General features: G+C 64.4%; 32 protein-coding genes. 15 read left to right on the top strand and 17 right to left on the bottom strand.

Annotation, left to right across the window (positions count from 1 at the left end):
- Window positions 1-45: 45 nt before the first annotated feature.
- On the bottom strand, window positions 46-210 hold the full coding sequence (locus BMW89_RS11960) for a Flp family type IVb pilin (RefSeq protein ID WP_164988332.1): 165 nt from the start codon (window positions 208-210) through the stop codon (window positions 46-48).
- 317 nt (window positions 211-527) lie between these two features.
- On the opposite strand from BMW89_RS11960, the gene BMW89_RS11955 reads away from it, so the two are divergent.
- A complete protein-coding gene (locus BMW89_RS11955; protein WP_092026171.1) occupies window positions 528-1,817 on the top strand; it encodes a hypothetical protein in 1,290 nt (429 codons plus the stop codon).
- Between the two features lie 4 nt (window positions 1,818-1,821).
- Here the strand turns inward: BMW89_RS11955 and pdxY are convergent, their stop codons facing one another.
- The 3 genes from pdxY to BMW89_RS11940 all read right to left on the bottom strand — a co-directional run bounded on the left by pdxY (window position 1,822) and on the right by BMW89_RS11940 (window position 4,061).
- On the bottom strand, window positions 1,822-2,634 hold the full coding sequence (gene pdxY, locus BMW89_RS11950; protein WP_092026168.1) for a pyridoxal kinase: 813 nt from the start codon (window positions 2,632-2,634) through the stop codon (window positions 1,822-1,824).
- Window positions 2,635-2,682: 48 nt separating this feature from the next.
- On the bottom strand, window positions 2,683-3,324 hold the full coding sequence (locus BMW89_RS11945; protein ID WP_092026165.1) for an FMN-binding negative transcriptional regulator: 642 nt from the start codon (window positions 3,322-3,324) through the stop codon (window positions 2,683-2,685).
- A 92-nt stretch (window positions 3,325-3,416) separates the two neighbouring features.
- Window positions 3,417-4,061, bottom strand: coding sequence for a TetR/AcrR family transcriptional regulator (locus BMW89_RS11940; protein ID WP_092026162.1), 645 nt, complete (start codon window positions 4,059-4,061; stop codon window positions 3,417-3,419).
- Window positions 4,062-4,173: 112 nt separating this feature from the next.
- Here BMW89_RS11940 and BMW89_RS11935 point away from each other — a divergent pair, with 112 nt between their 5' ends.
- The 3 genes from BMW89_RS11935 (at window position 4,174) to BMW89_RS11925 (ending at window position 5,953) form a co-directional block, all read left to right on the top strand.
- The gene (locus tag BMW89_RS11935; protein WP_177195994.1) at window positions 4,174-4,848 is read left to right on the top strand and encodes an O-methyltransferase; all 675 of its coding nucleotides are present in this window, start codon (window positions 4,174-4,176) and stop codon (window positions 4,846-4,848) included.
- A 191-nt stretch (window positions 4,849-5,039) separates the two neighbouring features.
- Entirely contained in the window at window positions 5,040-5,384 is a 345-nt protein-coding gene (locus BMW89_RS11930; protein ID WP_014495640.1) for a DMT family transporter, read from the top strand.
- Window positions 5,384-5,953: a TetR/AcrR family transcriptional regulator gene (locus tag BMW89_RS11925; RefSeq protein WP_092026156.1), complete on the top strand. Its 570-nt coding sequence runs from the start codon at window positions 5,384-5,386 to the stop codon at window positions 5,951-5,953. Before BMW89_RS11930 ends, BMW89_RS11925 begins: the two co-directional genes overlap by 1 nt.
- A gap of 26 nt (window positions 5,954-5,979) precedes the next feature.
- Here BMW89_RS11925 and BMW89_RS11920 read toward each other — a convergent pair whose 3' ends face one another.
- The 3 genes from BMW89_RS11920 to BMW89_RS37860 form a co-directional block, all read right to left on the bottom strand.
- Window positions 5,980-7,590 carry a hypothetical protein gene (locus BMW89_RS11920; RefSeq protein WP_092026153.1) on the bottom strand — a complete coding sequence of 537 codons (1,611 nt, stop codon included), beginning with the start codon at window positions 7,588-7,590 and terminating at the stop codon, window positions 5,980-5,982.
- A 224-nt stretch (window positions 7,591-7,814) separates the two neighbouring features.
- Window positions 7,815-8,120: a hypothetical protein gene (locus BMW89_RS11915; protein ID WP_092026369.1), complete on the bottom strand. Its 306-nt coding sequence runs from the start codon at window positions 8,118-8,120 to the stop codon at window positions 7,815-7,817.
- 173 nt (window positions 8,121-8,293) lie between these two features.
- Window positions 8,294-8,500 (bottom strand): hypothetical protein, encoded by a 207-nt coding sequence (locus BMW89_RS37860; RefSeq protein ID WP_177195986.1) that lies wholly within the window; start codon window positions 8,498-8,500, stop codon window positions 8,294-8,296.
- A 112-nt stretch (window positions 8,501-8,612) separates the two neighbouring features.
- Here BMW89_RS37860 and BMW89_RS11905 point away from each other — a divergent pair, with 112 nt between their 5' ends.
- Complete coding sequence (locus BMW89_RS11905) at window positions 8,613-8,891, top strand: DUF3551 domain-containing protein (RefSeq protein ID WP_177195985.1); 279 nt, start codon at window positions 8,613-8,615, stop codon at window positions 8,889-8,891.
- Between the two features lie 13 nt (window positions 8,892-8,904).
- On the opposite strand, the gene BMW89_RS11900 is transcribed toward BMW89_RS11905, so the two are convergent.
- The gene (locus tag BMW89_RS11900; protein ID WP_092026367.1) at window positions 8,905-9,183 is read right to left on the bottom strand and encodes a hypothetical protein; all 279 of its coding nucleotides are present in this window, start codon (window positions 9,181-9,183) and stop codon (window positions 8,905-8,907) included.
- Between the two features lie 121 nt (window positions 9,184-9,304).
- Window positions 9,305-11,227 carry an FAD-binding monooxygenase gene (locus BMW89_RS11895; RefSeq protein ID WP_177195984.1) on the bottom strand — a complete coding sequence of 641 codons (1,923 nt, stop codon included), beginning with the start codon at window positions 11,225-11,227 and terminating at the stop codon, window positions 9,305-9,307.
- A gap of 104 nt (window positions 11,228-11,331) precedes the next feature.
- Here BMW89_RS11895 and BMW89_RS11890 point away from each other — a divergent pair, with 104 nt between their 5' ends.
- The gene (locus BMW89_RS11890) at window positions 11,332-11,796 is read left to right on the top strand and encodes a MarR family winged helix-turn-helix transcriptional regulator (RefSeq protein WP_092026141.1); all 465 of its coding nucleotides are present in this window, start codon (window positions 11,332-11,334) and stop codon (window positions 11,794-11,796) included.
- Window positions 11,797-11,917: 121 nt separating this feature from the next.
- On the top strand, window positions 11,918-12,352 hold the full coding sequence (locus BMW89_RS11885; RefSeq protein ID WP_092026139.1) for a COG4315 family predicted lipoprotein: 435 nt from the start codon (window positions 11,918-11,920) through the stop codon (window positions 12,350-12,352).
- 21 nt (window positions 12,353-12,373) lie between these two features.
- Here BMW89_RS11885 and BMW89_RS37300 read toward each other — a convergent pair whose 3' ends face one another.
- Both BMW89_RS37300 and BMW89_RS11880 read right to left on the bottom strand, forming a co-directional pair.
- A complete protein-coding gene (locus BMW89_RS37300; RefSeq protein ID WP_143062748.1) occupies window positions 12,374-12,571 on the bottom strand; it encodes a hypothetical protein in 198 nt (65 codons plus the stop codon).
- A gap of 120 nt (window positions 12,572-12,691) precedes the next feature.
- Window positions 12,692-13,345 (bottom strand): L,D-transpeptidase, encoded by a 654-nt coding sequence (locus BMW89_RS11880; protein WP_092026136.1) that lies wholly within the window; start codon window positions 13,343-13,345, stop codon window positions 12,692-12,694.
- A gap of 263 nt (window positions 13,346-13,608) precedes the next feature.
- Between BMW89_RS11880 and BMW89_RS11875 the strand changes: the two genes are divergently transcribed.
- Both BMW89_RS11875 and BMW89_RS11870 read left to right on the top strand, forming a co-directional pair.
- A complete protein-coding gene (locus BMW89_RS11875) occupies window positions 13,609-14,589 on the top strand; it encodes a hypothetical protein (RefSeq protein WP_092026133.1) in 981 nt (326 codons plus the stop codon).
- A gap of 404 nt (window positions 14,590-14,993) precedes the next feature.
- Window positions 14,994-15,224, top strand: coding sequence for a DUF6894 family protein (locus BMW89_RS11870; RefSeq protein ID WP_092026132.1), 231 nt, complete (start codon window positions 14,994-14,996; stop codon window positions 15,222-15,224).
- On the opposite strand, the gene BMW89_RS11865 is transcribed toward BMW89_RS11870, so the two are convergent.
- Complete coding sequence (locus tag BMW89_RS11865; RefSeq protein WP_092026129.1) at window positions 15,221-16,003, bottom strand: SDR family NAD(P)-dependent oxidoreductase; 783 nt, start codon at window positions 16,001-16,003, stop codon at window positions 15,221-15,223. The genes BMW89_RS11870 and BMW89_RS11865 overlap by 4 nt on opposite strands.
- A 162-nt stretch (window positions 16,004-16,165) precedes the next feature.
- Here BMW89_RS11865 and BMW89_RS11860 point away from each other — a divergent pair, with 162 nt between their 5' ends.
- The 3 genes from BMW89_RS11860 to BMW89_RS11850 all read left to right on the top strand — a co-directional run bounded on the left by BMW89_RS11860 (window position 16,166) and on the right by BMW89_RS11850 (window position 19,154).
- Complete coding sequence (locus BMW89_RS11860; RefSeq protein ID WP_092026364.1) at window positions 16,166-16,552, top strand: hypothetical protein; 387 nt, start codon at window positions 16,166-16,168, stop codon at window positions 16,550-16,552.
- 101 nt (window positions 16,553-16,653) lie between these two features.
- On the top strand, window positions 16,654-16,905 hold the full coding sequence (locus BMW89_RS11855; RefSeq protein WP_092026361.1) for a peptidase associated/transthyretin-like domain-containing protein: 252 nt from the start codon (window positions 16,654-16,656) through the stop codon (window positions 16,903-16,905).
- Between the two features lie 80 nt (window positions 16,906-16,985).
- Window positions 16,986-19,154 carry a PAS domain-containing protein gene (locus tag BMW89_RS11850; RefSeq protein WP_502686386.1) on the top strand — a complete coding sequence of 723 codons (2,169 nt, stop codon included), beginning with the start codon at window positions 16,986-16,988 and terminating at the stop codon, window positions 19,152-19,154.
- 6 nt (window positions 19,155-19,160) lie between these two features.
- On the opposite strand, the gene BMW89_RS11845 is transcribed toward BMW89_RS11850, so the two are convergent.
- The 4 genes from BMW89_RS11845 to minC all read right to left on the bottom strand — a co-directional run bounded on the left by BMW89_RS11845 (window position 19,161) and on the right by minC (window position 21,332).
- Window positions 19,161-19,346, bottom strand: coding sequence for a hypothetical protein (locus BMW89_RS11845; protein ID WP_092026124.1), 186 nt, complete (start codon window positions 19,344-19,346; stop codon window positions 19,161-19,163).
- Window positions 19,347-19,520: 174 nt separating this feature from the next.
- Window positions 19,521-19,802: a cell division topological specificity factor MinE gene (minE, locus tag BMW89_RS11840; RefSeq protein ID WP_092026121.1), complete on the bottom strand. Its 282-nt coding sequence runs from the start codon at window positions 19,800-19,802 to the stop codon at window positions 19,521-19,523.
- Entirely contained in the window at window positions 19,799-20,614 is an 816-nt protein-coding gene (gene minD, locus BMW89_RS11835; protein ID WP_092026119.1) for a septum site-determining protein MinD, read from the bottom strand. The genes minE and minD overlap by 4 nt, the downstream gene beginning before the upstream one ends.
- Before the next feature lie 19 nt (window positions 20,615-20,633).
- Window positions 20,634-21,332, bottom strand: coding sequence for a septum site-determining protein MinC (gene minC, locus BMW89_RS11830; RefSeq protein ID WP_092026116.1), 699 nt, complete (start codon window positions 21,330-21,332; stop codon window positions 20,634-20,636).
- A gap of 423 nt (window positions 21,333-21,755) precedes the next feature.
- On the opposite strand from minC, the gene panB reads away from it, so the two are divergent.
- Entirely contained in the window at window positions 21,756-22,577 is an 822-nt protein-coding gene (gene panB / locus BMW89_RS11825) for a 3-methyl-2-oxobutanoate hydroxymethyltransferase (RefSeq protein ID WP_092026113.1), read from the top strand.
- A gap of 32 nt (window positions 22,578-22,609) precedes the next feature.
- On the opposite strand, the gene BMW89_RS11820 is transcribed toward panB, so the two are convergent.
- On the bottom strand, window positions 22,610-23,626 hold the full coding sequence (locus BMW89_RS11820; protein WP_092026111.1) for an ABC transporter substrate-binding protein: 1,017 nt from the start codon (window positions 23,624-23,626) through the stop codon (window positions 22,610-22,612).
- 101 nt (window positions 23,627-23,727) lie between these two features.
- On the opposite strand from BMW89_RS11820, the gene BMW89_RS11815 reads away from it, so the two are divergent.
- Window positions 23,728-24,375: a TetR/AcrR family transcriptional regulator gene (locus BMW89_RS11815; RefSeq protein ID WP_092026109.1), complete on the top strand. Its 648-nt coding sequence runs from the start codon at window positions 23,728-23,730 to the stop codon at window positions 24,373-24,375.
- Window positions 24,376-24,457: 82 nt separating this feature from the next.
- Window positions 24,458-25,228, top strand: a complete 771-nt coding sequence (locus tag BMW89_RS11810) for an ABC transporter permease (RefSeq protein ID WP_092026106.1) — start codon at window positions 24,458-24,460, stop codon at window positions 25,226-25,228.
- Window positions 25,229-25,235: the final 7 nt, after the last annotated feature.

Below are 25,235 nucleotides of genomic sequence, written 5' to 3'. Positions count from 1 at the left end.
CTCAGCACTCCAGGCCTCCGGACGCGAGGGATCGAGCGCTCCGCCCTATTTCAGCGCCGTCGCCAGCGCTTGCAGCTTTGCCACGAGATTGGTGCCGAGCGCGTAGATGATCTCGATGATGGCGAGCGCGATGCCCGCTGCGATCAGGCCGTATTCGATCGCGGTGGCGCCGGATTCATCGGCGGCAAATTCGGCCAACAGGCATTTCAATTTCACGACTCGCGTCCTTCCCAGTTCTACCGGACATTGCCGGCACGAGAGAAATGCCAGACCACAATCCAAGATTGAGTAAATCCAGCCACTTCAATTTGACGACAATGAACGCTGTATTTGCCGGCCTTTTCAGACGTTGCCGGCCTCCTGGAACCGCAGTGGAACTCGCGTTGCCCGCGGGCAACACCTGCCCGAAAAGCCCGTTTTTGCCGAATTGCGCCATTGCGCCGCCACATCGTCCTCCGAACAATGGACGCACCGCGTAAGCTAGCTGTGCAAACTGGTTCGGTGAGAACCTTTTGGAGGCAGGGATCATGAATGATCGGCGGTCTCTTCTGGTGGCAGTCTCGTGCCCCTCGGCCGTCATGGCCGGCTGGCTGGCACTCTCTCTGTCGGCTTACGCTCCAGCTCTCATCGAGAGCAGCGGCGCCAATGCGGCCGCCGTCTCGCGCGCGAAAGATGTCAGCCGTCTCGAGCTCGCCGACGTTCCGCGCGCCGCGGCCATCGAGGATGGCATCGCGCTGACAGCCGACATCGCGGCTGCAGTCGCCGCAACGCCAGCGCCCGTTGAATCGGTGCCCGAAGCCCCCACCCCTGCGATCAAGCTCGCATCCGCCGATCCGGCACTGATCTTGCCGGCGGAAGCGCCGCCGGCACCGCAGATTTCGCCCGAGCCGGAAGCCGCCGTCAGCGAGGCAGCACCGGCATCGGAGCCCGCGATAAAACTCGCCTCCGCTGACCCCACCGAGATCGTGACGACGGATGCGCTGTCGCCCGCTTCCATCGCGAGCGGACCGGCCGCTGTCGCGAGCAAGGCGTCGCCGTCCGCCGACACCGTCGCGGTGCTCGACGAATGTTTCGTCATGGACGCCTGCATCGACCGCTATCTCTGGGCGCTCTACCAGCGCACGCCCAAGGAAGACTCGATCAAGGTCGAGGACCGCCGCGCCGTCACCGTCAAGCGCAAAGGCAAGATGGTCACGGTGATGCGCAGCTTCACAAAACTCGTCGACGAGGATTTTGGCTGGAAGGATCCCAAGGCGGCCGAGCACGCCGGCAAGGCGATGATGGACTACGTGATCGGCGGCATGGATCGCAGCTTCAAGCAGAAACTGTTTCGCACGCTGCTCGCAGCTGAGGCCGCCGGCCTCTCGCCGGGCATCACCAGCGCGTTCCGCGACGATTATCGCCAGTCGATCGCGAGCGGCCTGAAGGCGGCGTCCGACCGCTCCTATCATGGCGGCAGCACGCGCGGCGGCTACGGCCACGGCATGGCGGCCGACATCGTCTCGACCGCCGGCAACAACCGCGCGCAACGCTGGGTCTCGACCGAGGTGCTGTGGAAATGGGTCGACACCAATGGCAAGGCGCTCGGCATCGGCCGGCCCTATCTCGGCCGCGATCCGCCGCATGTCGGCCCCATCGACGGCGCGGAATACATCTCGAAGCGTGGCGCTGTCACCAAGGAAGCCACCAGCGTCAAGTCGAAGAAGATTCGGGCTGTGGCGAGCGCCAAGCCGCCGAAGGCACAGGCGGCGCGTGAGCAGAAGAGCCCGGCCAAGCCGCAGAAGTCGGCGCAATCGGCCGGCAAGCGCGCGACCTGAACGGTTACTGCTTCCGCGCCGGCAGCGGCACGAGGCGCATCTCGGCTGTCCCTGCTTCCTGCGTGCGCACCAGCACCGCAAAAATGGTTTCGACTGCGAGCCGCACCGCCGCCTCCATCGCCTTGCCCTTGGCCAGATGCGCCGCAATCAGGCCGGTGAGGAGATCGCCAGTGCCTGAGGGGCGGATCGGCAGGCGCGGCGTCGCAAAGCGCGACAGTTGGCCATCCGCGCACAGGATCGTCTCCACCTGCCCCTCCGGCGTGTCCGTGAGCGTGCAGCCGGTGGCAACGACATCGGTGCGGCCGCTCCCCGCGAGCGCCGTGCAGGCCGCGCGCAGGCCCGCAGCGTCGGCAATCGTGATGCCGGAGAGCAGCTCGAGCTCGAACTGGTTCGGCGTCGTCAGGTTGGCGGCCGGCAGCAGCCGGTGCCGCACCACGTCCAAAATGCCGTCGGCGACATAGACGCGGCCGTCGTCGCCGATCACGGGGTCACAGAGATAGATCAGCTTCGAATTGCGGATCAAGGCTCGCTCGACAAAATCAGCGACGACGGCGGCATTGCCGGGCGAGCCGAGATAGCCGGTCACCAGCACCGCGGCCTCATCGACGAGATCGCGTTCCTCGACGCCCTTGAGGAGATCGGCGACGAGCTCGGTCTCCAGCACGCGTCCGCGCAAGGTCGGATAGCGCGGATGGTTCGACAGAAGCGTCGTCGGCACTGCCGCGACGTTCACGCCCTCCGCCTGCATGGCATAGGCGGCCGCGCTGTTGCCGACATGGCCGTGGACCACCTGGCTTTGAATGGAGATCACGAGCATGCAGAGGTCCGTAAGGTCAAATGTTGAGCGACGCAAGCGTAGCCCCAATCACGAAAAATCATACCCAAGCCCCGGCCGCAGCGCCTGCATCTTTCGCGCCAGCCGCCGGTGTCCAGTCTCCTCCGACCGCGCCAACCGGCCCGCGACCGCGACATGATCCGCATCGCTCTTGTGCTGGTTGAGCTTGGCCTGCCCCTCGACGCTGTCCACCGCGAGATCGATGACACGGATCGCGGCCAACATGGTCTCGCGCTTGTCCGGCTCCATCTGAGCGAGGTCCCAGGGCTGCTTCGGCAAACGCGCCTCGGAGACCGCAAGCAGCGCATCGCCATGGCCGCGATTCTCATCCAGCTCGCGCGGATGCGCGACGCCCGACAGATGCACCGCCTCGTAGAGCCAGGTCGAGACATTGTCGCGCGAAGCATACCAGTCATTGGAAATGTAGGCATCGTCGCCGGCAACGATCAGCAGGAAGCGCCTGGTGCCGTCCGCGAGCGGCACGAGCGGATTTTTGGCCGTGAAATGGATCTGCACGATGGCGCGGCCATCGCGCTCGGCCAGCACGAACGGCACATGCGAGGCACGCGGGCCGCGCTCATCCGCCGCCACGATCATGCCGAAACCGCGCTGACCTGCGAATTCCAGCGCGCGCTGCTCCTCGATGCGGAACTGGGGACGGAGGACATGCATGGCGCGGCGCTCGATGGCTGGATGGACGACGAGCCGAGGCTAACTCATGATCCGGCCAGATCAGAAACGATATTGGCCCGCAAACGCGGATGTCAGGAATGATTTCGGCGCCCAGCAAGCTCGCCGAGATAGGCGCAGAACATGTCGGCCATCCCGTCGGCATGACGCGCGATCTCCGCCTCGTTGCGCGGCGTCTCCGAGAACCTTTTGCCGACCTCGCTCAGCGTCGTCTTGATCAGCGCGCCGGCGAGCATGCGCGTCGCATCCGGGGCTTTTGGCAATGCCTCCCGCATGAAGGCCGCGACAATGCCCTCGCCAGCTGCTCGCGCGTCCTGCGCCTCAGGCGCGTCGCGATAGAGCGGTGCGGCGTCACTGAGCGCGCCGCGGATCGCAGCCTCCTCGCATTCCGAACGAATGAAGGCATGGACCAATGCGCGCAGCCGCACCAGTGGCGGCTTCGTCCGGTCCGCGAGAATGCCGCGCAAAAGCTCGCTCGTTCCCCGCCACTCGTCGCTCTGGAGCCGGAACAGGATCGCCGCCTTGTTCGGAAAATATTGGTAGAGCGATCCGACGCTCACCCCGGCCCGCTCAGCCACCCGCGCCGTGGTGAAACGCTGCGCGCCCTCCTTCGCCAGGACCTGAACAGCGGCGTCCAGAATGGCCGCCACCAGCTCGTTGGAGCGGGCCTGTTGCGGCTGTTTTCGTGAGGAAATTGAACGGCTTCGACGGTCGGCCATGGCGTGTCCAGGTAATGCGAATAGGAAATGCGACGAATTAGTCGTATTTCGGCCTCAGCGCAAGCGCGCAGCTTTTTCGCGAATGTGGAGACTTCCTATGACCACCCCGACTATGACTTCGCTTGCCATCACATCACTTGCACCGCTGCTGGATCGCCTGTTCCTCGAGGCAGAAGCCGCGCGCGGCGCAACGCAGGCCGCCGTCGCCAACCTGTCCGACGCAGACCGGACGCGGGTGACGCGGATGATGCGGAGCAAGACCGATTACGCGGAGCTCTATGGACTCCTGAAGGACGACCCACTCGCGGTCTCGCGCGAGACGGGTCACCTGCTCTACATGCTCGCGCGCAGCTCGCGGGCCAGAACGATCGTCGAGTTCGGCACGTCATTCGGCATCTCGACCCTGCACCTTGCTGCGGGCTTACGCGACAATGGCGGTGGCCGCCTCATCACCAGCGAGTTCGAGCCCTCCAAGGCGGCGCGGGCGCGGGAGAACCTGTCGGCGGGCGGACTGATCGATCTCGTCGAAATCCGCGAAGGCGATGCGCTGAACACGCTCAGCGCCGATCTGCCTGAGACGATCGATCTCGTGCTGCTCGACGGCGCCAAGGCGCTCTACCCTGAGATCCTGGATCTGGTCGAAGGCCATCTCAGGCCGGGCGCAATCATCGTTGCCGACAACGCCGACGACAGCCCCGACTATCTGGCGCGGGTGCGCGCACCCGGAAGCGGCTATATGTCCACGCCATTTGCCGAGGACGTCGAACTCTCGGTGCGAATCAACTGACGCCGCACGAACAGCTGCGCCCCCCCCCGGAGCCGCCGCACGATTCATCGCACGGCGGCTTCGTGCGGCGTTCCGCGCCTGTCGCAGGCTCGTCACTCACACGTGATATTTCCTCCCCGACAAAAGCCATGTTCTGCGTGCTAAACATACCTACCGCGCGGTATCTTTCGCGTGCTACGCCTGAGCTTGTCATGACCTCCGCCTTCAATGCCTACGCAGCTCTTGCCCTCGCCATCGTTTTCGAGGTGACGGCGTCCGCCTTCCTGCAGCAATCCGCGCAGTTCACGCGGCCGTGGCCGACACTCGCCATGGTGCTGTTCTATGTCGCCTCGTTCTATGCGCTGTCGGTGGCGATCCGGGTCATTCCGCTGAGCATCGCCTATGCGATCTGGGGCGGCGTCGGCATCATCCTGACCGCGACCGTTTCCTTCGTGTTGTTCCGCCAGATGCTGGACGCCGCGGCATTCGTCGGCATTGGGCTGATCGTCTCAGGGGTCGTGGTCATCAACCTGTTCTCGCAGACGACGGCGCATTGATGCCGGCCAGCGCCTATACCCGCGCCAAGCAGCCCGAGCAGGTCCGGCGCGCCCTGCTCGACCACGCAGCTGCGATTGCCATGGACCACGGCGTCTCCGGCGTCACGGTACAGGCGGTGGCGGCAGCGGCCGGCGTCACCAAGGGCGGGCTGTTTCATCATTTTTCGAGCAAGCAAGCGCTGATCGAGGGGCTGTTCGCCGACCTGCTTGCCCGCGTCGATGCCGAGATCGACGCCGCCGTTGAAGCCGACCCCAAGCCGCGCGGCAGTTTTACGCGCGCCTATGTCAATGCGGTGTTCACCGGCAGCGCGTTCGGTTTCGCCACGCCTTGGGCGGCGCTGAGCATGGTCGTGGTCACCGACCCGTCACTGCGCCGGCTCTGGAACGACTGGATGAAGGCGCGCCTGAAACGTCATCGCGCCACCGACGCCGCGCCCGAGCTTCATGTCGTGCGGCTCGCCGCCGACGGCGCGTGGCTGTCCTTTGTCACGACGGGACAGACGCGGATGAGCGCGGATTTGCGCGCGGTGCACGACCGACTGATTGCGCAGACTTATCGGCGAGCGTAACGGCTCCATCCGGGCTACAGGTTGCCTCACGGCGCCGTCTTGATCTTGGCGCGTAGCGAATTCGAATCCACGATACCCGGCAGGAAGCTGAAATTCGCCGAGGTCTTGTTGTCCACGAGCGTCGCAAAATTGTGGCAGCTCACGCATGAGCCCGGACCTGCGGCACCATTGTCGAGATAGTTCTGGATGTAAGTCTCGAGCGTCATGTTGGAGAGCATGCCCGGCACGGCATTGAACGGAACCGGATTCGGCGGCGTCGGCGGCTCGACATTGCCGCCCCATTGCGTGCCGACCAGCATGTAATTCCCAAACACGCTCTTGAGCGAGCCGAGCGCCATCCGCCACTGCTCGTTGAGGGTGCTCGTGGTCGGGTAGATTCGCCAGCAGCGCACGGCCTGCGGCTGCGCGGTCGCGCTGGTCGTGCCGCCTTGCGCGTACGGCTTGCGCGGATTCCACGGGAATGTCGTCTTGCTGATTCCGGGCGATTGCGGCGCGATATTGGTGCCGAGGCCCGACGGCGCAGCGGTGTTGAAGAACGAGAAATGCGATCCTGGCGCTGCAGTTGCCGGCCCGCAGCTCGGCTGGTTGATCCAGTTCGTGGCCTTGTCGGTCCCGCAGCCATCCGCGACATTGCACGGAGCGTTTGCGAGCGGCGCGTTGTCGACATGCTCGAACGTCGCCCAGATCCATTGCGGCCGCAGTGCCGGATTGTTCTTGTCGACCGGATTGCGCTCGAGGATGTGCATGCCGACGAGCCCCACGCGCTCGCTGCGGCAGAACGGACCGCCGTCACGCACGAGATCGCCGGACACCGCAAGCAGGATGTTCTGCGTGAAGAATTTTGACGGATCATCCTTGGACGGATCGAGGATGCGCCAGGACGCCTTGATCTCGATCGAACCATTGGTGCCATCGGGCACCGTGGCCGACGACGTGAACTCGGCACCGCCGGGATTGCTCTTGATGAAATTGAGCTGTCCGGCCTTGGTCGTCAGCGTCTGTGACTTCTGGCCGCCCGGCGCGCGCAGATATTGCGCCTCGATCTCGTTGACGCGCCGCTCGAACAGCGTCCAGTTGCCGTTGACGTCGATCAGCGGCTTGTTGGTCGCGGCCTGCAGATATTCCTCGTTGTTCGGCTTCGGCTGGCCCTTGCCGTCCGAACCGATATGGAAGATCGGGAAGGCCAGCGCCTGCGGGCAGCCGGCGATGACAGGCGCATTGCCGAACAGCGAAGACACAGTCGGATAGGTCTGCCAGACCCGCCGGCCCGGCTGCGTCAGCCCCTGCGCCGCCGGGTCCTTGACGCCGCTCGCGACCCAGTTGAGCGCGACGAACATCTGCCAGGCCATGTTGTCGAACGGCGATTGCGCATCCGCCTTTTCGCTCTGCGGCGGCTGGCCGTAGAGGCCGTTATAGCCCTGCGTCTGGCTCAGCACGGGATCGGGCCCGATATAAGCCGGCACGATCGCGCACAGCCCATTGCTGCCATTGGCGCAGAATTTGGCCTGCGGAATGTAGGGCGGTGCAGCGGCTTGCGGCTGAGGGCTTTGCGTTTGCGCGGCGGGCCGCAACGGCGCCGCCAGCATCGCCACGGCGATCGCGAGCGGCATCAGGGCCAAAGACTGCCAATGCTTCATGGGAGGTCCTCACGGATACGAGCTCAACCGCCCCGTCTCCCGCCCGAGCTCAAAATGTGATGTGCGACCAAATTCCGAGATATGTCCGACGGGACGCCTCGGTTGCTCTCGTGACTTAAACTACTTGAGGTTTAATACCACCTCTCAGTGGTCTCTACAATCATTCTATTTTTGATTGAAGAGATGGACGTGCGCGATCGTCGCGGGCGGTGACTAGCGGCTTGTCACGGCTTTGGCGGACGCGGCGCGGATTTGGACGGCTTTGCACCGGACTTCGCCGGGGCACGCGGCGGCGGTCCGTCGACAGACTGCAGATATGCGGCGAGCGCCTTGGCGGTGTCGGAACTGGTCGCGTAATGGTCCGTCAGGAACCAGGACAGCGTCAGGCTCATGCGCCCCTTGGCAAGACCGCGCGGGCTGCGATGGCAGGTCGCGCAACCGTCGGCAAACAGCTTTTCGGCCGGCTTGCCGGCATCGAGATTTTGCGCGGACGCGACCGTCGTCAGCGCGGCGACGGCTGCGAGAGTCAACAGGGCCCCGATCACATCGCGCCCCGACCGCATGAGCGTCGCCAAATCGCGTCCCCTAAAGCATGATCCGGAAAAGTGCGAAGCGGTTTTCCGAAAAGATCATGCGCAAACAACAACCTAAAGCGCGATGACGATTCATCCCGATCTTATCGCGCTTTAGCCCCTGCCGGCGGTCAGGCCGCCAGCAACTGATCGAATTCGGGCGGTGTATAGGCCTTGCCGTCCTGGTCGGTGATGACGACCTGCCATCCCTCGCTCGCCCACACCTTTGCCTTCGCCACGATGAGCAGCCGGCTCTCGCGGGCGACACTGTACTTTGCATTGTCGCGTTCTGCGACCATCTTATAGGCCAATGCGCATCCCCTTGCGTTGCCCCGCACCCGTTTCCGTCGTGGCAGCGGGCTTTGGCGGCAATTCGCCGGGAGCGTGGCAATTTGGTGCCATCCACGGCAGCATTGTGCTTTGGTTCCGACCGAGCGACGGAGGTTGATCGTGCCAGACATCATGAATGCGATTCCGCTTGCCGCGGGCTTGCTTGCTGCAGGCCTGTTCGGCGCAACGCCAACAGCTGCACAGACCTACGATCCGCGCTATCCCGTCTGCATGGAGATCTACACCGTCGACGGCAGCACCATTGATTGCAGTTTTACGACGATGGCGCAGTGCGCGGCGACCGCTTCCGGACAATCAGCACAGTGCTACCCTAATCCCTATGCCGCGCAGAGCCGGCAGCCGGGCCCGATCCCGTCGCCGCCGCGACGGAGCCGATAGCGGTCAATATACGCTAATGAACCCGAATGACGTGGGGACGGCCGAGATCGATCAGTCCCTGCACCGCCGAAAGGCGGTCGTCCAGCGCTGCGATCGTCAGCAACAGATTGTTGCGGCGCTCATCGAGAAGACCCATCTCGGCACCGGTGAGCTTTGTGCCAATCCGCTCCTTGTGAATCCCATCGAGGGATTTGCGTAGTCCGGCAATCAGGCCGGACAGCTGTTTGGCCTCTTTGGTCATCGACCGCTTCGCGACATTTTGGCGGCGCGTCTCCGCCTGGTTCTGTCTCATCGTCGTCATCCTCCCGTGCCCCGCTGCCCCGAGTGGATGCTTACAGCTTTGAGTAGACCTGTTACGATCGATGAAATCTGCCCGCGAAGAACTTTCTTAAATTGTACGCGGACGGAACTCGTCAGTTCGCCTGGAGCAAGAACCCGTCAAAATACGACGCGAGCCCGGCAAAGTCGCCGAGCGGCAACACGGTCGCGACGTACTGGTCCGGCCGCACCACCACCATGCAGCCGGCCTTGCGATCGATACCGCGCATGTCGAAGACGTCATGGCCGCTCTTGGGATCCCGACAGAACATCTTCTCGTAGTCGAGCAAGCCATAGCGACCTTTGGGCGGAAGCAGCAGGGACGGCATCGCCTCGATGGCAAGCTGGCGATGATCCTGCTGGAACACCGCGCGCAGGTCGATCACACTGTCGATGTCGGCTCCGACAGGCGTATATCGCCTGACCGGCGACTCCCTGGCTTCGGTGAGGAAATTGCACAACGCGCGAATGGCTGAGCCTGCCGCCGCAGGATCTTCCGCGGGCGAAAACGCGTAGATGCGGAAGCGGCCGTCGGCCTGCGACGCGTGGCCGAGATGGACCTGCTTGGCGTCTCCCAGCCGGATGACCGGCGCTGAATGAAAGCGCGTGCCGATGGCGAAACCTTCGGCGAGATGCTGATGCGATGTCGCGCCGGTCAGGACCGACGCGCGATAGTGCGTCGCCGTGCCCGCTGTGTAGCGCCCATGCTTGACGAAATAATCCTGCGTCTTGGCCGCATCGGCGCCGCCCGCTTTCGCCGCGGAAGCCAGAATCCCCGACCACTCGCGATCGAAATCGATCAACTCCTTCGCAACCGCCTGCCGCTCGGCGGAGTAGGAATGCAGCAGGCTCGGCGCACACTGCTTCCGCAGCACGGTGGCGAGCTTCCAGCCGAGATTGAAGGCGTCCTGCATCGAGACGTTCATGCCCTGCCCCGCCTTCGGGCTGTGGGTATGGCAGGCATCACCGGCGATGAAGATGCGCGGCAGGCGCGTATCGATCTCGGCCTCCGGCACGTCGTCGAACTTGTCGGTCAGGCGCTGGCCGATCTCGTAGACCGACCACCAGGCGATCTCCTTCACCTCCAGCGTATGCGGCTTCAGAATCCGCTGCGCTTTCGCAATCACGTCATCGGCGGTGATGTTGCGGTTCGCGACCCGCTCGCCGACGTCGAGCTTTGCGAGTTCGACATAGAGGCGTGCCATGTAGCCACCTTCGCGCGGAATGATGAGCAGGCTGCCGTCCTTCGCCGACTGGATCAGGCTCTTGAAGCGAATGTCGGGAAAATCGGTGACCGCCAGCACGTCCATCACGCCCCAGGCGTGATTGGCCGAATCGCCATGCAGCTCGCGGCCGATCGATTTGCGCACGGTGCTGCGTGCGCCATCGCAACCGACGACATAGCGCGCCTTGATGGTCTCGACCTTGCCTTCGTTGCCGGCATCGACGCGTTCGAGGCGCACGGTCACGGCATGATCGCTCGTGCCCGCGGCCGGATCGACATGGAGGTCCAGCAGGCGGCGGCTGTAATGGGGCTCGAGCTTGGCCGGCGCTTTGCGCATGATGTCGAGAAAGCCGTCGTGGATGCGCGCCTGGTTGAGGATGACGTGGGGGAATTCCGACAGCCCGTCCTCGACGTCCTGCACCCGGCCGCTGCGGATGATCTTCTCAGGCCACCGCTCGTCCGGTTTCCAGAACGTGGTCTCGTTGACCCAACAGGCCTCCTTCAGCACGCGCTCGCTGAAGCCAAAGGCGTGGAACATCTCCATGGTACGGCAGGCGATGCCGTCGGCCTGCCCGACCAGCAAGCGGCCTGGCTTCTGCTCGACGATGCAGGTCTTGATGTCAGGAAATTGTGCAAGCTGGGCCGCGAGCGTCAGGCCAGCCGGCCCGCAACCGACGATGAGGACGTCGACCTCCGTGGGCACGGCACCCGCAGCGCCGGAGGCCTGAATGCGCGCGGTGGGGTCTGCGATTTCGGGATCGCCAGGCTGAAATCCATCAAGATGGAATTGCATGAGCACCTCTCCCGTCAACGTCTTGCTTTGATATTGATCAGTATGCTGACTATCAGTATACTTGTCAACGATCACAGCCCTCCCTTCCCCTTCAGGAGAATTCGGTGAGCGACCCCAACGATATGCCCGGGCATCTGGCGCGCCGGTTCCAGCAGATCGCGGTTGCGGTGTTCCTGGCCGAGGTTGGCGAAGCCGGCTTCGATCTGACGCCGGTGCAATACGCAGCCCTCGCGACCATCAAGGCCAATCCCGGGCTCGACCAGGTGACGCTTGCAGGCCTGATCGCCTACGACCGCACCACCATCACTGGCGTGATCGATCGCCTGGTGGCGAAGGGCCTTGCCGAGCGCCGCGCCAGTAGCCGCGATCGCCGCGCCCGCGAGCTCGATATCACCGACGAGGGCCGGCGCACGCTGCGCAAGATCACGCCGACGGTGGAATCGGCCCAGCGCATCATGCTACGCGGCCTCAGCGCGAAGGAAGGAGAGGAGCTGATGCGGCTGTTGCGAAAGGCCATCGCGGCCGGCAACGAGCTCAGCCGCGCCCCCTTGCGCGAAGCGCAGGTATAATCCCGTATCCGGGTACGTATTTGTCGCAGCGCCGCGAAACCAGGAACTAACCTTCGGCTGCTATCGTCGGCAACATTCTGCGCTTAACGCGCGATTAACTTTGCCGTTTCGGGAGTTTCGGATGTTCAGGTTCCACATTGCGGCCGCGGTCATCGTGCTCTCGAGCGTTCCTGCGCTCGCGAACGGTCATGGCGGCGGCGAAGCTGCTCCTGCGCCGAAGCCCGAGGCCACGACCGCACCGGCGAAGGTGGTCCTGACCAAGCAGGGCCCCAAGCTGGTCGATCTCAAGGGCATGACGCTCTACTATTATGAGCGCGACACCAACGGCAAGAGCTCGAACTGCAACGGCAAGTGTATCGAGAGCTGGTTTCCGCTGGCCGCGACGACCGACGCCAAGGCTGTCGGCGACTTCACCGTGATCAGCCGCAACGACGGCAGCAAGATGTGGGCCTACCGCTACCGCCCGCTCTACACCTCGCCCGCCGACAAGGCACCGGGCGACGTCAACGGCAATGCGACGACGCTGCAATGGCGAATTGCCCGGCCCGAAGAGTAAGGCCCGACCAGAGCGTTGTGTTCAGTGTCGTGGTGCGCTCATGACCTTCGGATGAGCTGTGGCATCAACCGAGGCATAATTGACCTCCGGACTCCCATGCAGCGCCGTGTACACGACCATTCCGGCCAGGATTGATCCATAAAAGCCGAGGGACGCCAGCCGCCATTTGCGGACGACCCGGCGGTCGCTTTCATTCAATCGATCAAGAAACTTTTGCATGATGCCTCCAATGGCAACCGGCCATCGAGGCATAGCGCAAAACCAGCGTATCCCCTGTGAAGCAATTCACTCTTCAGGGATCGCCAGCCCCTGCGCGCATTCACGCCTGAGTGAGCGCGCCTAGCCGCGCCAGCTCCTGCCCGCCTCGACCTGCGCGTTCTGTCCGGGCGGCAGCACGACAACGGTCGAATTGAGCTTCACGCGGTCGTAGAGATCGATCACGTCCTCGTTGCGCATCCGGATGCAGCCCGACGAGATCGCCTGTCCGATATATTCGGGCTGGTTGGTGCCGTGGATGCGGTAGAGCGTGTCCTTGTTGCCGGCATAGAGATAGATGCCGCGCGCGCCCAGCGGATTGGCGGGGCCGCCAGTCACCCGCGCCGGATACGGCCCGAGCCGCGCCTGGATCTCCGCCGTCGGAACCCAGTCCGGCCATTCCGCCAAGCGGCCGACGCGCGCCACGCCTGAGAAAGCCATGGCTTCCTCGCCGACCGCGACACCGTAGCGGATCGCCTTGCCATCGGGCAGCACGAAATAGAGGTAGCGCGCGTCGGTATCGACCAGGATCGTGCCCGGCTGCTCCTTGCGCGGATAATCGACGACGTGACGGAGATATTGCTCGGGCACGTTTGCCTGGGCGTAAGGCGCATGGGAGAGCAACTGGCGGTCGCGCGCCGTCATGCTCGCATCTGTCGATGGAGAAAGCGTCGTCTGCATGCAGCCGCCGAGCGGCAGCAAGGCAACGACGAACAAAGCAAGTAGAAATCTTGGCACCGCCGGCCCCCCGATAGCGATAGCAGCGCCCCCAGCGTCGCGACATGCTGCCCAAATCATGCTGAAAGCAAGGCAATTGGGAACACGTCCACGTGTTGGGCAGAACGGGTTCCATCACCACAAACGGCGGAAGAGCGTCGCATCATCTCCATCCCCTCGCCTTGCTTTGGTCAAACCCGGCTGGACTCGTGCATCATCAGAGCCGGGACGGGCTCACCTCACCAGACCGGCTCGCGCCAATGCGGACGACCAAAGGAGCTGCGATGCTCGCAACGCTGAACAGCAAGCAAATCGTCGATGAGATCGTGAAGGACGCGGTCAAGGACAACGATCCGCACGACGCGGTTCAGATTTCGCCCGAGATGGTATTGGCCTCGCGCCCCATCAGCGTTGCCCCCGCGCTGGCGCCCGACATCACGCCCCGCCCGGAGCCGAAGTTTGCGCCGGAGCCCAAGGTCCATCCCGAGCCGAATCTCAGTCCAGTTTCGGAACCGCAGGCGGCCGTGCCCTCGGTCGACACCGCAATACGCGTCGCGGCCGGTGATGGTCACAACAGGCAGAAGCGATCCTCCGCCGGCAAATGGCTGCGCGGTGCCTTCGTCACGTTCCTGTTTGCGGGCGGCAGCGCGGCCGCAACGATCGCCTGGGAGCAACACGGCGACACGGCCAGGCAAATGCTCGCCGAATGGACGCCGGCATTGGCCTCGCTGCTGCCTTCGACGTCGCAGACATCACCGGTCGCCGCTGCGCAGGCCGCCCGGCCCGCGGCGGAAGTTGCAACCGATCAATCTGCGCCGCTCCCTGTGGCCCAGGCTGCGGCCGTGCCCGCAGCAGCGCCGTCCGATGCTACGCAGTCGGTGCAATCGATGACGCGCGATCTCGCCGCGATGGCGCAGCAGATCGAAACGCTCAAGGCTGATATCGCCGAGTTGAAGACCGGACAGGAGCAGATGGCACGCGAGATGGCGAAGCCCTCCGCGCCGAAGCCCGTGGCTGAGACGAGGCCGGTCGATCCGCGCGCACGCATGTCCGCGCTGCCGCCGCGTCCTGCGCCGCCGCCGGTTCGCAAGCCGAAGCCTGCGGCGACGCAGACCTATATGCCGGCGTATCCGCCGACACCGCTCGCACCTCCGCCGCCTTCGCAGGCCGCTACGGTCCCGCCGCCGGTTGCACCTGTTACAACGACACAAGCCGTTGCCGATGACGATGGACCTGTCGTGCGTCCACCGATGCCGCTGCGCTAGAACGACACGGCGCGGCTGTCGCAACGTCGCGCAAGCTGTCCGACTCGATGTGATGCGCAAAAGTCCGGGCGACCACGGAGATCGATGCGTCGATCCAGGAGACACGACCAAGAGAAAAGGCCGTCGGGATCTATGCCGCCGGCCTTCTCTTGCAGCTGCCGGTTCCCGGAGTCCGGTTCTGCTGCAATTCCATGCCTCATGATCGCGCTGACATGTTTAATAAAATCTTAATGCACTCGAATGTTGCACATCATTTCTGCGCCATAGGCACAGAGATTGTGCGGTCCGTTCATTCGAAAATCATAGACTCAGTGATATCATCCGGCATGTGTTGAAGACTTCCGTTGAAGGCTTCTCTTGAAGACTCCTCTTCAGGATTTGGGTCGTCACATCGGGGAATTCGGATGCCTTACTACTCCTTCGATCTCGTGGTTGGTGAAGAGTTCAAGAACCAGGGTGGAATCATCCTCGAGGACATCGAGGTTGCCTCCGATCGCGCTGTTCAACTGGCCACCGAGCTGTCGCAGGTGAAGCCGGAGTTGCAGCAGAAGGGCTGCGCTGTGCGCGTCACCGACCGCGATCAGAACGAGGTCTATCGCACCCCGCTCGATCCCGTTCCGGCCTGGCAGCGCTAATCTAACAGCGGCGGCTCGAACCAGTTCGTCAGCGACAATCCGCCGTCGACGACGAAGGCTGCGCCGGTGACGTAAGCCGAGAGCTTGTTCGACAATACCGTGAGCGCCATTGGCGCGAGGTCATCAGCCGCGCCGAGACGCCCGAGCGGAATGTGTTTCGCCAGCGAAGCATCCGCGACGAATCCGCCGGCCGCGATCGCACCCGGCACCAGCGCGTTGACGCGGATGTCATGGCGCCCAAAGGTCTTCGCAAGCTCCTTCACCAGCATCGCCATCGCCGCCTTCGCCGTCGAGTAATGCGGCAGATTGCGCGGCGTGCCCGCATGCAGCGAGGTGAGAAACAGGAACGAGCCGGGCCGCTTCGCTGCAATCAGCCGCTTTGCGATCCCGAGCGCCAGATGAAAGCCGGCATCGAGGTTGACGGCATGCATCTCCTGCCAGGTCCTGCGATCGACCGCCAGCGCATGATCGGCCTCGCGCCGCGGCGGCGAGGCGCTGTGGACGAAATGCGAGACCTCGCCCAGCGCAGCATGTGCGGCGGCCAGCAGCGCATCGCAGGCGTCTAACTTCGCGAGATCGCCGACCCAGGGCACCGCCAATTCGGGCCTCTCGCTCGCGGCAATCGCGGCAGTCACCCGTTCCGCGCTGATATCGGCGAATACGGTCCGGACGCCCTCGCCGACCAGGGCCTGCGCGATGGCGCGGCCGATGCCGTTGCCGGCGCCGGTGACGAGCGCCGTGTCGGTGACGGGATCGAACGGCGTGCTGAACAGGCTCATGTCGCGCTCCGGGTCCGGGAGCCGCCAATTTAGCGCACCGCAACGGGGCGCGACAATTGCGGCCCGGCACCATTGCGGAGCGGCGCGCCGGACGCTAGCCTTGCAAAAATAGCCTTGCAAAAAAATCGAGGAGGATACCCTAGGATGCGCACGCGTTTTCTGATGGCAGACCTGTTTTTGATGGGAAGCCTGCTGCTGATCGCCGCTCCAGCCCAGGCGGCTGACGACCATCCGCGCTCGACCTATGTGACGATGGTCTTGCAGGCCTTCGCCGCCAAGGTCGAATGCCCGGGCACCGATGTCGCCTACCAGGATCTGGTGCAGCGGGCACAGCAGATGCAGCTGCCCGACGGCACCACCGAGCAGGTGCGCAAGGCGATCGCCTGGATGCACACCGGCGGCAAGATGGGCGAGAAGCAGGCCGACGACATCATGGCGGAGGTCGCCGTCGCGACCCAGATGACCGATCTCGACCAGCGCCGGCTCGGTATGAGCAATTGGTGCGAGAAACAGAAGACAGCCGGCCTGATCCGCAGCAAGGGCGGCTAGCGGTATCTCGCGCTGTTAAGCACGCCGCGGCGGAACCCTTGCCGCGGCCCATAATCGTCACATTCCTCGGCAGCATGCGGCTCTTCGAACAGGAGACCCCCATGCGAATTGCCCATCTCGTTTTCGCCGGCGCTTTCGTGGCCAGCTCCGTGCTGACTGCCCCGGCCATGGCCAGGAATACCGACGCGCAGAAGGGCGAGGACAAACCGACCTCGTCATCGTCCTGTAGCGCCTATCAGCAGGCGCCCGATGGATCGTGGGAGCAGCTCCCCTGCAAGGAGACGAGCGAGCACGGCCAGCCGCAGACGCAGCACAAGTCCGGCACGCAAGGCGCCGATCAGGGCGAGCGCTGAGGCCGCGACAACGCCGGGAACTTGCCGGTTCCGGCGGCGTTGAGTTGGGTGGCTTTGCCGCAGTGCGGATGCCCGCTAGAATGCCGTCAGTCCGGGGGCCGAGGGGCGGCCCGTGGAAAAGCCAACCGCGAGCACGTGTGAACTCGATCGAGTCTGAGGACCTTCAACGCCGTCTCAAGGCGCTTGAGGAGGAAAACGCACGCCTTAGGGCGCTCGGAGCGGCTGTGCTGACCGAGCGACAGAAGGCGGAATCGGCGCTCGCCGAGCGGGAGGAGCGTTACCGGACGCTGTTCAACTCGATCGACGAAGGCTTTTGCATCATCGAGTTCTTCGACGGCCCGCACGGTCCGCTCAGCGACTACGTCCACGTCGAAGCCAATCCCGCCTACACCCAGCATGCCGGCATTCCCAATGTGGTCGGCCAGAAAGTCCGCGAGATGGTGCCGGGCGAAGCCGAGGGCTGGGTCGAGCTCTATGGCGGCGTGCTGCGGACGGGCCAGCCGATCCGCTTCGAGCGCGAGCTGATCGCAACCGGCCGCTACCTCGAACTGGCCGCCTTTCGTGTCGAGCCCGCCAGCCGCAAGCAGGTCGCCGTGCTATTCCAGGACATCACGGCGCGCAAGCGGGCCGAGCGGGAGCTGCAGCGCTTGAACGAGACGCTGGAAGCACGCGTGGTCGCGGCGGTCGCCGAACGCAAGCTGCTCGCCGACATCGTCGAGGGTACCGATGCCTTCGTGCAGGTTGTCGACCCCGGCTTCCGATGGCTCGCGATCAACGGCGCCTCCGCCCGGGAATTTCATCGTATCTTCGGTATCATGCCGAAGGTCGGTGACAACATGCTTGAGCTGCTTGAAGATCAACCCGAGCATCGCGACGCCGTCCGCGCGGTCTGGTCGAGGGCCCTCACCGGTGAGGTGTTCGTTGAAGTCGCCGAGTTCGGCGATCCCGGGCGCGCCCGCCGTTTCTACGAAATGCGGTTCGCCAGCCTGCGTGATGGCGACGGTCGGCTTCTTGGCGCCTACCAGTTCACCTACGACGTCACCGACCGCCTTAGGGAGCAGGAGCGCCTCGGTCACGCCGAAGAGGCGCTACGCCAGTCGCAGAAGATGGAAGCGGTCGGCCAGCTGACCGGCGGCATCGCGCACGATTTCAACAATCTGCTGACCGGCATCATCGGCTCGCTGGAGCTGTTGCAGACGCGACTGGGCCAGGGCCGCGTCAACGAGATCGACCGCTATGTGACAGCAGCGCAAGGCGCCGCCAAGCGCGCGGCCGCCCTGACGCACCGCTTGCTGGCCTTCTCGCGACGGCAGACGCTCGATCCCAAACCGACCGACCTCAACCGCCTGGTGATGGGCATGGAGGACATGATCCGTCGTACAGTCGGCCCCGAGATCGCGGTGGAGGTGGTCACCGCCGGCGGATTGTGGGCGACGCTGATCGATGCCTCCCAGCTCGAAAATACCCTGCTCAACCTCTGCATCAACGCCCGCGACGCGATGCCCGGCGGCGGCCGGCTCACAATCGAGACCGCGAACCGCTGGCTCGACGAGCATGGCGCCGGCGAGCGTGACCTTACGCCCGGCCAGTACGTCTCGCTCTGCGTCACCGATACCGGCACCGGCATGACGCCCGACATCATCGAGCGCGCCTTCGACCCATTCTTCACCACCAAGCCGATCGGCCAGGGCACCGGCCTTGGCCTCTCCATGGTCTACGGCTTCGTGCGCCAATCGGGCGGACAGGTTCGTATCTATTCCGAGGTAAACCAGGGCACCACCATGTGCCTCTATCTGCCGCGCCACTACGGCAAGGAGGCTGACAAGCCGTCGGCGCTCGCCACCCGGACGGCGGCGCGCCCGCAGGCGGACCACACCATTCTGGTCGTCGACGACGAGCCGTCGATCCGCATGCTGCTGACGGATGCGCTGGAAGAGATCGGCTTCAACGTGCTCGAGGCCCATGACGGGCCGACCGGCCTGAACATCCTGCAATCCGAGGCGACGATCGACCTGCTCATCACCGATGTCGGCCTGCCCGGCGGCATGAACGGCCGCCAGCTCGCGGATGCCGCACGCACGACGCGGCCCGCGTTGAAAGTGCTTTTCATCACCGGCTATGCGGAGAATGCCATCATCGGCAACGGCCAGCTCGCGCCCGGCATGCAGGTGCTGACAAAGCCGTTCGTGGTCGAGGCGCTGTCAAGCCGCGTCCTCGACATGATCAAGGATGGAACCGGGCGGAACTGACCGCGCTCAGCTGTGGGCGGGCCCGCGCATGATCTTCATGGCGTCCGCGATGTGACGCCATTCCCTGGCCTCATCAGCCTCGCCGCGGCCCTCGCAGGCCTGGGCCTGCTCGGCCGCCTTCGCGATCGCTGCAAAACCGTGCTGCTCCAGCATCTGTCGCGCGACGGTATGGACCTGGACCTCGGACATCATGAGCGCTCTCCCGTTTGAAGGACACCGCGGCGCCCGGCTCGGCGCTCCGCGGGTCCGGGATAACGGTCTTACCGCTTGTGCCGTTCCGCTGGCCCAAACGACAAAGGCGGCCCGCTATGCCCAGCGGACCGCCTTCTCACCCACCCCAAAATGGGTCGTCGTCAGTCGCGTCCCCTACGCGACCGCCGCTTTCTTGCGCTCGAAATCGTTGGGCACTTCGATATCGACCTCGAGGGTCGAGACCTCGTCGCCGCGCTCGAGCCGCACGATGACTTTTGTCGGGTCCAGCGTCACGTGCCTGGACACGACGGCCAAAATTTCCTCACGCAGCACACCGAGCAGATCGGGCTGGCCGCGCAGTCCGCGTTCATGGGCAAGCAGGATCTGCAACCGTTCGCGTGCGACGGGTGCAGAGGCCTTGTTGCCGCGGAGAAGCCGGAGCAGACCCATGCTCATGCAGCCCTCCGTCGCAGCAGACGATCCATGAAACCCTTGCGCTCGGTCGGCACCTGCATGGCGACAGTCTCGCCGCAGAGGCGCCGCGCCGCATCGATATAGGCCCGCGCGGGGGCGCCGTCCGCATTCGACAGCGTCACCGGTGTGCCGACGTTGGACGCGCGCAGCACGTCCTGGCTCTCGGGGATGATGCCGAGCAAGGGCGTTGCAAGGATTTCCAGAATGTCCTCGATGGTCAGCATCTCGCCGCGCGCGGCGCGGGAGGGGTCGTAGCGGGTGATGAGGATGTGCTTCTCGACGCGCTCGCCCTTCTCGGCCCGCACGGTCTTGGAATCGAGCATGCCGATGATGCGGTCGGAATCGCGCACCGAGGAGACTTCCGGATTGGTGACGATCACGGCTTCGTCGGCAAAACGCATCGCCATGGAGGCGCCGCGCTCGATGCCGGCCGGGCTGTCGCAGATCACCCAGTCGAAACGGCTGCGCAGATCGTCGATGACCTTGCCGACGCCCTCTTCCGTCAGCGCGTCCTTGTCGCGGGTTTGCGAGGCCGGCAGCAGCCACAGGTTCTCCAGCCGCTTGTCCTTGATCAGCGCCTGCGGGAGTTTTGCGACGCCCTGCACCACGTTGATGAGGTCGAACACCACGCGGCGTTCGGCGCCCATGACGAGGTCGAGGTTGCGCAAGCCGACATCGAAATCGACGACGGCGACCTTGTCGCCGCGTTGCGCCAGCGCAGCTCCCAGCGCTGCGGTCGTCGTGGTCTTGCCGACGCCGCCCTTGCCTGATGTCACGACCAGTACCTTGGCCATCTCAAAAATCTCCTTCTGGTCAGTTCAGCGCGGTAATTCGCATGGTGTTGCCTTGCAGCCAGGCCTGGGCCGGCTTGCCGCGCAAGGCAGCGTCGATATCGTCGGCGGTCTGATAAAACCCATCGATTGCAAGCAGTTCGGCCTCGATCTTCTGGCAGTAGATGCGCGCGCTGGTGTGTCCGTTCACGCCCGCCATGGCGCGGCCGCGCAGCGCGCCGTAGATGTGGATGGAACCACCGGCGACGACTTCCGCGCCGGAGCCGACCGAACCCAGAATGGTGACGTCGCCTTCCGGGAAGATCACGGTCTGGCCGGAACGCACCGGGGTCTCCAACAGCAACGATGTCGGCTTCGTCTCGGCCTTCGCTTCAGGTTTCTTCGGCGCGGTCGGCTCGATCACGCAGCTGCGTCCGCCCGAGAGCAGCGGCGGCATCATCGCTGTCAGTCGGCCCTCGTCCACGCCCTCGATCCCGAGCACGCGGATGTTGCGATCCTGAAGGCTGGTAAGCAGGTGGCCGATACCGGACTGGCTGAGGTCGACCGAGGACAGGTCGAGCACCACGGGCCGGCCGGCGAAGAAGCCCGGCGAGCGCGCGATGGTGGTGTCGATTTCCAGGAGCCAATCCTGGATCGGAACCGTCGGCACGAACACGAAGGCTACGTAGGAACGCCCGCGCAGGCGCACCATTTGGCGTTGGACTTTTGCTGCAGCCTCCATAGCGGCCGACTCGTTCCCTGTTATTGAATGGTTAACGATGCCGCCGATATGGTTAATGGCTGGTTAATTTCTCCGTGGGGTTACGTGGGTGTGGGGGCCGGTTAGCCAGCCGCGTGTCCCGGACGCGCTGCAGCGTGCAACGCTGCTGCGCAGAGCCGGGACCCATGCCACACGGCCTACTCCGGCGAAATGGGCCCCGGCTCTGCAGCGCACCGTCAAGGGACGCTGCGCTGCGCCCGGGGCACGAGAGAGGCGCGTGGGGCTCGCTCTCTCAACCTCCTCATCGCGAGCGCAGCGACGTTGAGGCAGGCTATGCACCCTCGCCTCGCGCGCCGTCCATTGTGATCGCGGCCCCGATCATCCCGCGTTGACAGGTTCATGGCATCTGGCTTCGATCCGCGTCCCCGGATATGGAGCCCGCGCATGTCAGTTCAGTCCGCCATCAGGCGCAAGACCGCGCCGGATATCCGTGCACGCAAGCAAGCCGAGCCGATCGTGATGCTGACGTCCTATCACGCGCATACGGCCGCGCTGGTGGATCGGCATTGCGACGTCATTCTGGTTGGCGATTCCCTTGGCAGCGTCATGCACGGTTTTGAGACGACGGTGCCGGTTACGCTCGACATGATGATTCTTCAGGGCGCATCAGTGATGCGTGGCTCGCAGCAGGCCCTCGTCGTCGTCGACATGCCATTCGGATCGTATGAAGCCTCCCGGGAGCAGGCGTTCAACTCCGCCGTGCGGATCATGAAGGAGACGCAATGCGGCGCCGTGAAGCTCGAAGGCGGCGTGCGCATGGCGGAGACGATCGCGTTCCTGTCCGGGCGCGGCATCCCGGTGATGGGACACGTCGGCCTGACGCCGCAATCCATCAACACGCTCGGCTCGTTCCGGGCCCAAGGGCGCAGCGAGATGGACTGGGGGCCGATCGAGGACGATGCGAAGGCCGTCGCTGATGCCGGTGCATTCTCGGTCGTCGTCGAGGCCGTGGCTGAACCGCTGGCGCGCAAGATCACCGAGACCATAGCCATTCCCACCATCGGCATCGGCGCGAGCGCGGCTTGCGACGGCCAGGTGCTGGTGCTCGAGGACATGCTCGGGCTATCGCCGCGAACTCCGAAATTCGTCAGGCGTTACGGCAATCTTGGTCCGGCGATCGAAGCGGCCATCGAGGGGTACGCAGCCGACGTGCGGTCACGCGCCTTTCCGGGGCCTGAACACGTCTACGAGATGAAGAAAAGCTGACGATGCGCGGCCGCAGTCAGGCCGCGCCCCCTCTACTTCTTCACCTTGCTCGCATCCATCTTGACGGCGGGATCCAGCATCTTGGTCGTGAATGCCGTCGAGACGTCGAACGGCTTCTCCATGCCGAGATAGGCCTGGACCAGCTCGTAGTCCTTCTTCATCCGCTCGCCGTCGATCCAGCCGAGACCCTTGGTGGTCGTGAACTCATCCGTCATCAGGAACTTGATGCGCTCCCACTGACGCTCCTGGTTCTCCTTGTCGAGACCGGAGGCCTGGTCGAGCAGCGCCTTCAGGCACGGCGTGACGTCGGCGACGCAAGCCGCAAAGGCTTTTTGCGAGATGCGCACGAACTCCTCGACCAGCTTCGGGTTCTTCTGCAGATAAGCGCCGTTGACGATCAGCGAGTTGCCGTAGGGGTTGAGCCCGATATCCTTCCAGTTGACGTAGCCGAGGTCGGGCCCGAACTCGATCACCTTCAGATCGTGCTCGTTGTAGAAGTCGCTGATGATGTCGACGGTGTGGCTTTTCAGCGCCGCGATCTTCGCGGTCGGCCCGATATTGACGAAGCCGACCGCATCGGGCGCGAGCCCTGCGGCCTTGGCGAAGGCCGGCCACATCACGCGCGAGGCATCGCCCGGCGGATTGCCGATCTTGTGGCCGGCAAAATCCTTGACGCCGTTCACACCGTAGCTCTTCAGCCAGTAAAACGTCTGTCCGGTGTTGGCGTAGACGCTCATCACCGCCACCGTGTCGGCGCCCTTGCTCTTGGCCACCAGCATGGTGGCGAGATCGGCGACGCCGAACGGCGAGCCGCCAGAGCCCACCTTGGCGGCGGAGACGCCGGAGCCCTTGCCGGTCTCGATGGTGAGGTCGATGCCTGATTTCTCGTACCAGCCCTGCGCCTTGGCGTAGTAGTACGGCGAATGGTCGGCCGTCGGCGTCCAGTTCAGGATCAGGTTCACCGCCTCACCCGCGCCCGCCGGCACCGCCGGTAAACCGAGCATCAAGGCCAAGCCGAGAACCGAGCCCACCGCCTGCAAATGCTTCATCGCATCTCTCCTCATTGCCCGCGACCCGGCTTGTCGCTCTCCCCATGTGAGGATACCAATGCAACAAGTCCGCCCTCCACTTGTCAACTGTTTGGTTGGAAATGCCCGCAAAACGTTCAGGCGACACGGTGCCGCAGCGGCGCGATCCCGTCGCCACCCGCAAGAAGCTGCTCACCGCGGCGCGGCTGGAGTTCGCCAAGCACGGCTTTGCGGGCGCCCGCGTCGACGAGATCGCCGAGCGCGCGGCCGTCAACAAGCAGCTGGTCTATCACTACTTTGGCGACAAGGACGCGCTGTACCTCGCCGTGCTCGAATGGGTCTATGAGGACATCCGCGAGCAGGAGCGCAAGCTCAATCTCGAGGGCCTGCCGCCCGACAAGGCGATCCGGAAGCTGATCGAGGCCTCATTCGATCACCTCGCGGCCAACCCCGATTTCATCGTGCTTTTGAACGACGAGAACCGCGGCGGCGCCCGCCATGTCCGCGGCTCGACCCGGCTGGAAGCGATGCATTCGCCGTTGGTCAAAAGCGTCTCCCACATCCTCCATGAAGGCGTGCGCAGCGGCATCTTCCGCAAGGGGATCGACCCCGTCCAGCTCTATATCTCCATTGCGGGCCTAAGCTATTTCTTCTTCTCCAACACGCCGACGCTGTCGGCGATCTTCAGCAAGGACCTGTCGAGCCGCGCCCAGCGCCGCGCCCGGCGACGCCATGTCGTCGATCTCGTGCTGCATTCGCTCCGGCCCTAATCAACCAACTAGTTGAAACTTAGGTCAAGGACGGTTAGGCTGCCGTTGTGGCAGCGAGGCCGCGGACAACAGGGAGCAGAAGGTGGCAGCCGACGGGGCACACACCGCACGCAGCTTTGCGATCATCCTGATCGTGCACCTCGCCGTGCTCGTGCTCTGGCAGGTCCTGGTCGACGCCTTCCACGTGCCGAAATTCATCCTGCCCTCCCCGCTGGCGACGGTTCAGACGCTGGGAACCGCGAACTATGCCTGGGGCGCCAATACGCTGGTGACGGCGATCGAGATCCTCGGCGGCTTCGCGCTCGGCGCCTTCGTCGGTGTCGCGCTCGCGGTGATCTTCAGCTGGGCGCCGCTGCTGAGCGTGGCGCTGCTGCCGCTGTTCGTGACGCTGAACATGATCCCGAAGGTCGCGCTCGGCCCGCTGCTGATCGTCTGGTTCTCCTACGGCATCGTGCCGAACATCCTGATCGCCTTCAGCATCTGCTTCTTCCCGATCCTGCTCACCACCGCGCGGGGCCTGCGCGAGGTCGAGCCCGATCTCCTCGATCTCGTCAAATCGCTGCGCGGCTCGCGCTGGACGCTGTTCCGCAAGATCCAGCTGCCGGGTTCGCTGCCTTTCATCTTCTCCGGCATGAAGGTCGGCGCCATCCTCGCGGTGGCCGGCGCCATCGTCGGCGAGTTCATCGCCTCCGAGCGCGGGCTCGGCTACCTCATGATCCAGGTGCAGTCCTCGCTCGACACGCCCGCGATGGTGATGGCCGTCGTGCTGCTGACGCTGCTTGGCGTCGCCCTCTACGGCCTGGTGCTCGTCCTCGAACGCATGTTCGTGGTCGGCGATGCCAGGCAAAGCTAAGGACCGC

This window comes from Bradyrhizobium sp. OK095, assembly GCF_900109945.1.
GTDB lineage: Bacteria > Pseudomonadota > Alphaproteobacteria > Rhizobiales > Xanthobacteraceae > Bradyrhizobium.
Note: the sequence above shows the minus strand (reverse complement) of the source record. Positions and strands in the feature narration are given on the sequence as shown.

What these genes read in the sequence shown, in the direction of transcription:
- BMW89_RS11820 (WP_092026111.1), bottom strand. Translation starts at nt 23,626, where the DNA reads ATGAAGCATTTGCAGGCGGTGGGCTCGGTTCTCGGCTTGGCCTTGATG.
- BMW89_RS11815 (WP_092026109.1), top strand. Translation starts at nt 23,728, where the DNA reads ATGCCCGCAAAACGTTCAGGCGACACGGTGCCGCAGCGGCGCGATCCC.
- BMW89_RS11945 (WP_092026165.1), bottom strand. Translation starts at nt 3,324, where the DNA reads ATGCATGTCCTCCGTCCCCAGTTCCGCATCGAGGAGCAGCGCGCGCTG.
- BMW89_RS11865 (WP_092026129.1), bottom strand. Translation starts at nt 16,003, where the DNA reads ATGAGCCTGTTCAGCACGCCGTTCGATCCCGTCACCGACACGGCGCTC.
- BMW89_RS11885 (WP_092026139.1), top strand. Translation starts at nt 11,918, where the DNA reads ATGTTCAGGTTCCACATTGCGGCCGCGGTCATCGTGCTCTCGAGCGTT.
- BMW89_RS11845 (WP_092026124.1), bottom strand. Translation starts at nt 19,346, where the DNA reads ATGATGTCCGAGGTCCAGGTCCATACCGTCGCGCGACAGATGCTGGAG.
- BMW89_RS11940 (WP_092026162.1), bottom strand. Translation starts at nt 4,061, where the DNA reads ATGGCCGACCGTCGAAGCCGTTCAATTTCCTCACGAAAACAGCCGCAA.
- BMW89_RS11930 (WP_014495640.1), top strand. Translation starts at nt 5,040, where the DNA reads ATGACCTCCGCCTTCAATGCCTACGCAGCTCTTGCCCTCGCCATCGTT.
- BMW89_RS11900 (WP_092026367.1), bottom strand. Translation starts at nt 9,183, where the DNA reads ATGAGACAGAACCAGGCGGAGACGCGCCGCCAAAATGTCGCGAAGCGG.
- BMW89_RS11870 (WP_092026132.1), top strand. Translation starts at nt 14,994, where the DNA reads ATGCCTTACTACTCCTTCGATCTCGTGGTTGGTGAAGAGTTCAAGAAC.
- BMW89_RS11955 (WP_092026171.1), top strand. Translation starts at nt 528, where the DNA reads ATGAATGATCGGCGGTCTCTTCTGGTGGCAGTCTCGTGCCCCTCGGCC.
- minC (WP_092026116.1), bottom strand. Translation starts at nt 21,332, where the DNA reads ATGGAGGCTGCAGCAAAAGTCCAACGCCAAATGGTGCGCCTGCGCGGG.
- BMW89_RS11855 (WP_092026361.1), top strand. Translation starts at nt 16,654, where the DNA reads ATGCGAATTGCCCATCTCGTTTTCGCCGGCGCTTTCGTGGCCAGCTCC.
- BMW89_RS11875 (WP_092026133.1), top strand. Translation starts at nt 13,609, where the DNA reads ATGCTCGCAACGCTGAACAGCAAGCAAATCGTCGATGAGATCGTGAAG.
- BMW89_RS11850 (WP_502686386.1), top strand. Translation starts at nt 16,986, where the DNA reads ATGCCGTCAGTCCGGGGGCCGAGGGGCGGCCCGTGGAAAAGCCAACCG.
- minE (WP_092026121.1), bottom strand. Translation starts at nt 19,802, where the DNA reads ATGAGCATGGGTCTGCTCCGGCTTCTCCGCGGCAACAAGGCCTCTGCA.
- pdxY (WP_092026168.1), bottom strand. Translation starts at nt 2,634, where the DNA reads ATGCTCGTGATCTCCATTCAAAGCCAGGTGGTCCACGGCCATGTCGGC.
- panB (WP_092026113.1), top strand. Translation starts at nt 21,756, where the DNA reads ATGTCAGTTCAGTCCGCCATCAGGCGCAAGACCGCGCCGGATATCCGT.
- BMW89_RS11895 (WP_177195984.1), bottom strand. Translation starts at nt 11,227, where the DNA reads ATGCAATTCCATCTTGATGGATTTCAGCCTGGCGATCCCGAAATCGCA.
- minD (WP_092026119.1), bottom strand. Translation starts at nt 20,614, where the DNA reads ATGGCCAAGGTACTGGTCGTGACATCAGGCAAGGGCGGCGTCGGCAAG.
- BMW89_RS11920 (WP_092026153.1), bottom strand. Translation starts at nt 7,590, where the DNA reads ATGAAGCATTGGCAGTCTTTGGCCCTGATGCCGCTCGCGATCGCCGTG.
- BMW89_RS11860 (WP_092026364.1), top strand. Translation starts at nt 16,166, where the DNA reads ATGGCAGACCTGTTTTTGATGGGAAGCCTGCTGCTGATCGCCGCTCCA.
- BMW89_RS11935 (WP_177195994.1), top strand. Translation starts at nt 4,174, where the DNA reads ATGACTTCGCTTGCCATCACATCACTTGCACCGCTGCTGGATCGCCTG.
- BMW89_RS11925 (WP_092026156.1), top strand. Translation starts at nt 5,384, where the DNA reads ATGCCGGCCAGCGCCTATACCCGCGCCAAGCAGCCCGAGCAGGTCCGG.
- BMW89_RS37300 (WP_143062748.1), bottom strand. Translation starts at nt 12,571, where the DNA reads ATGCAAAAGTTTCTTGATCGATTGAATGAAAGCGACCGCCGGGTCGTC.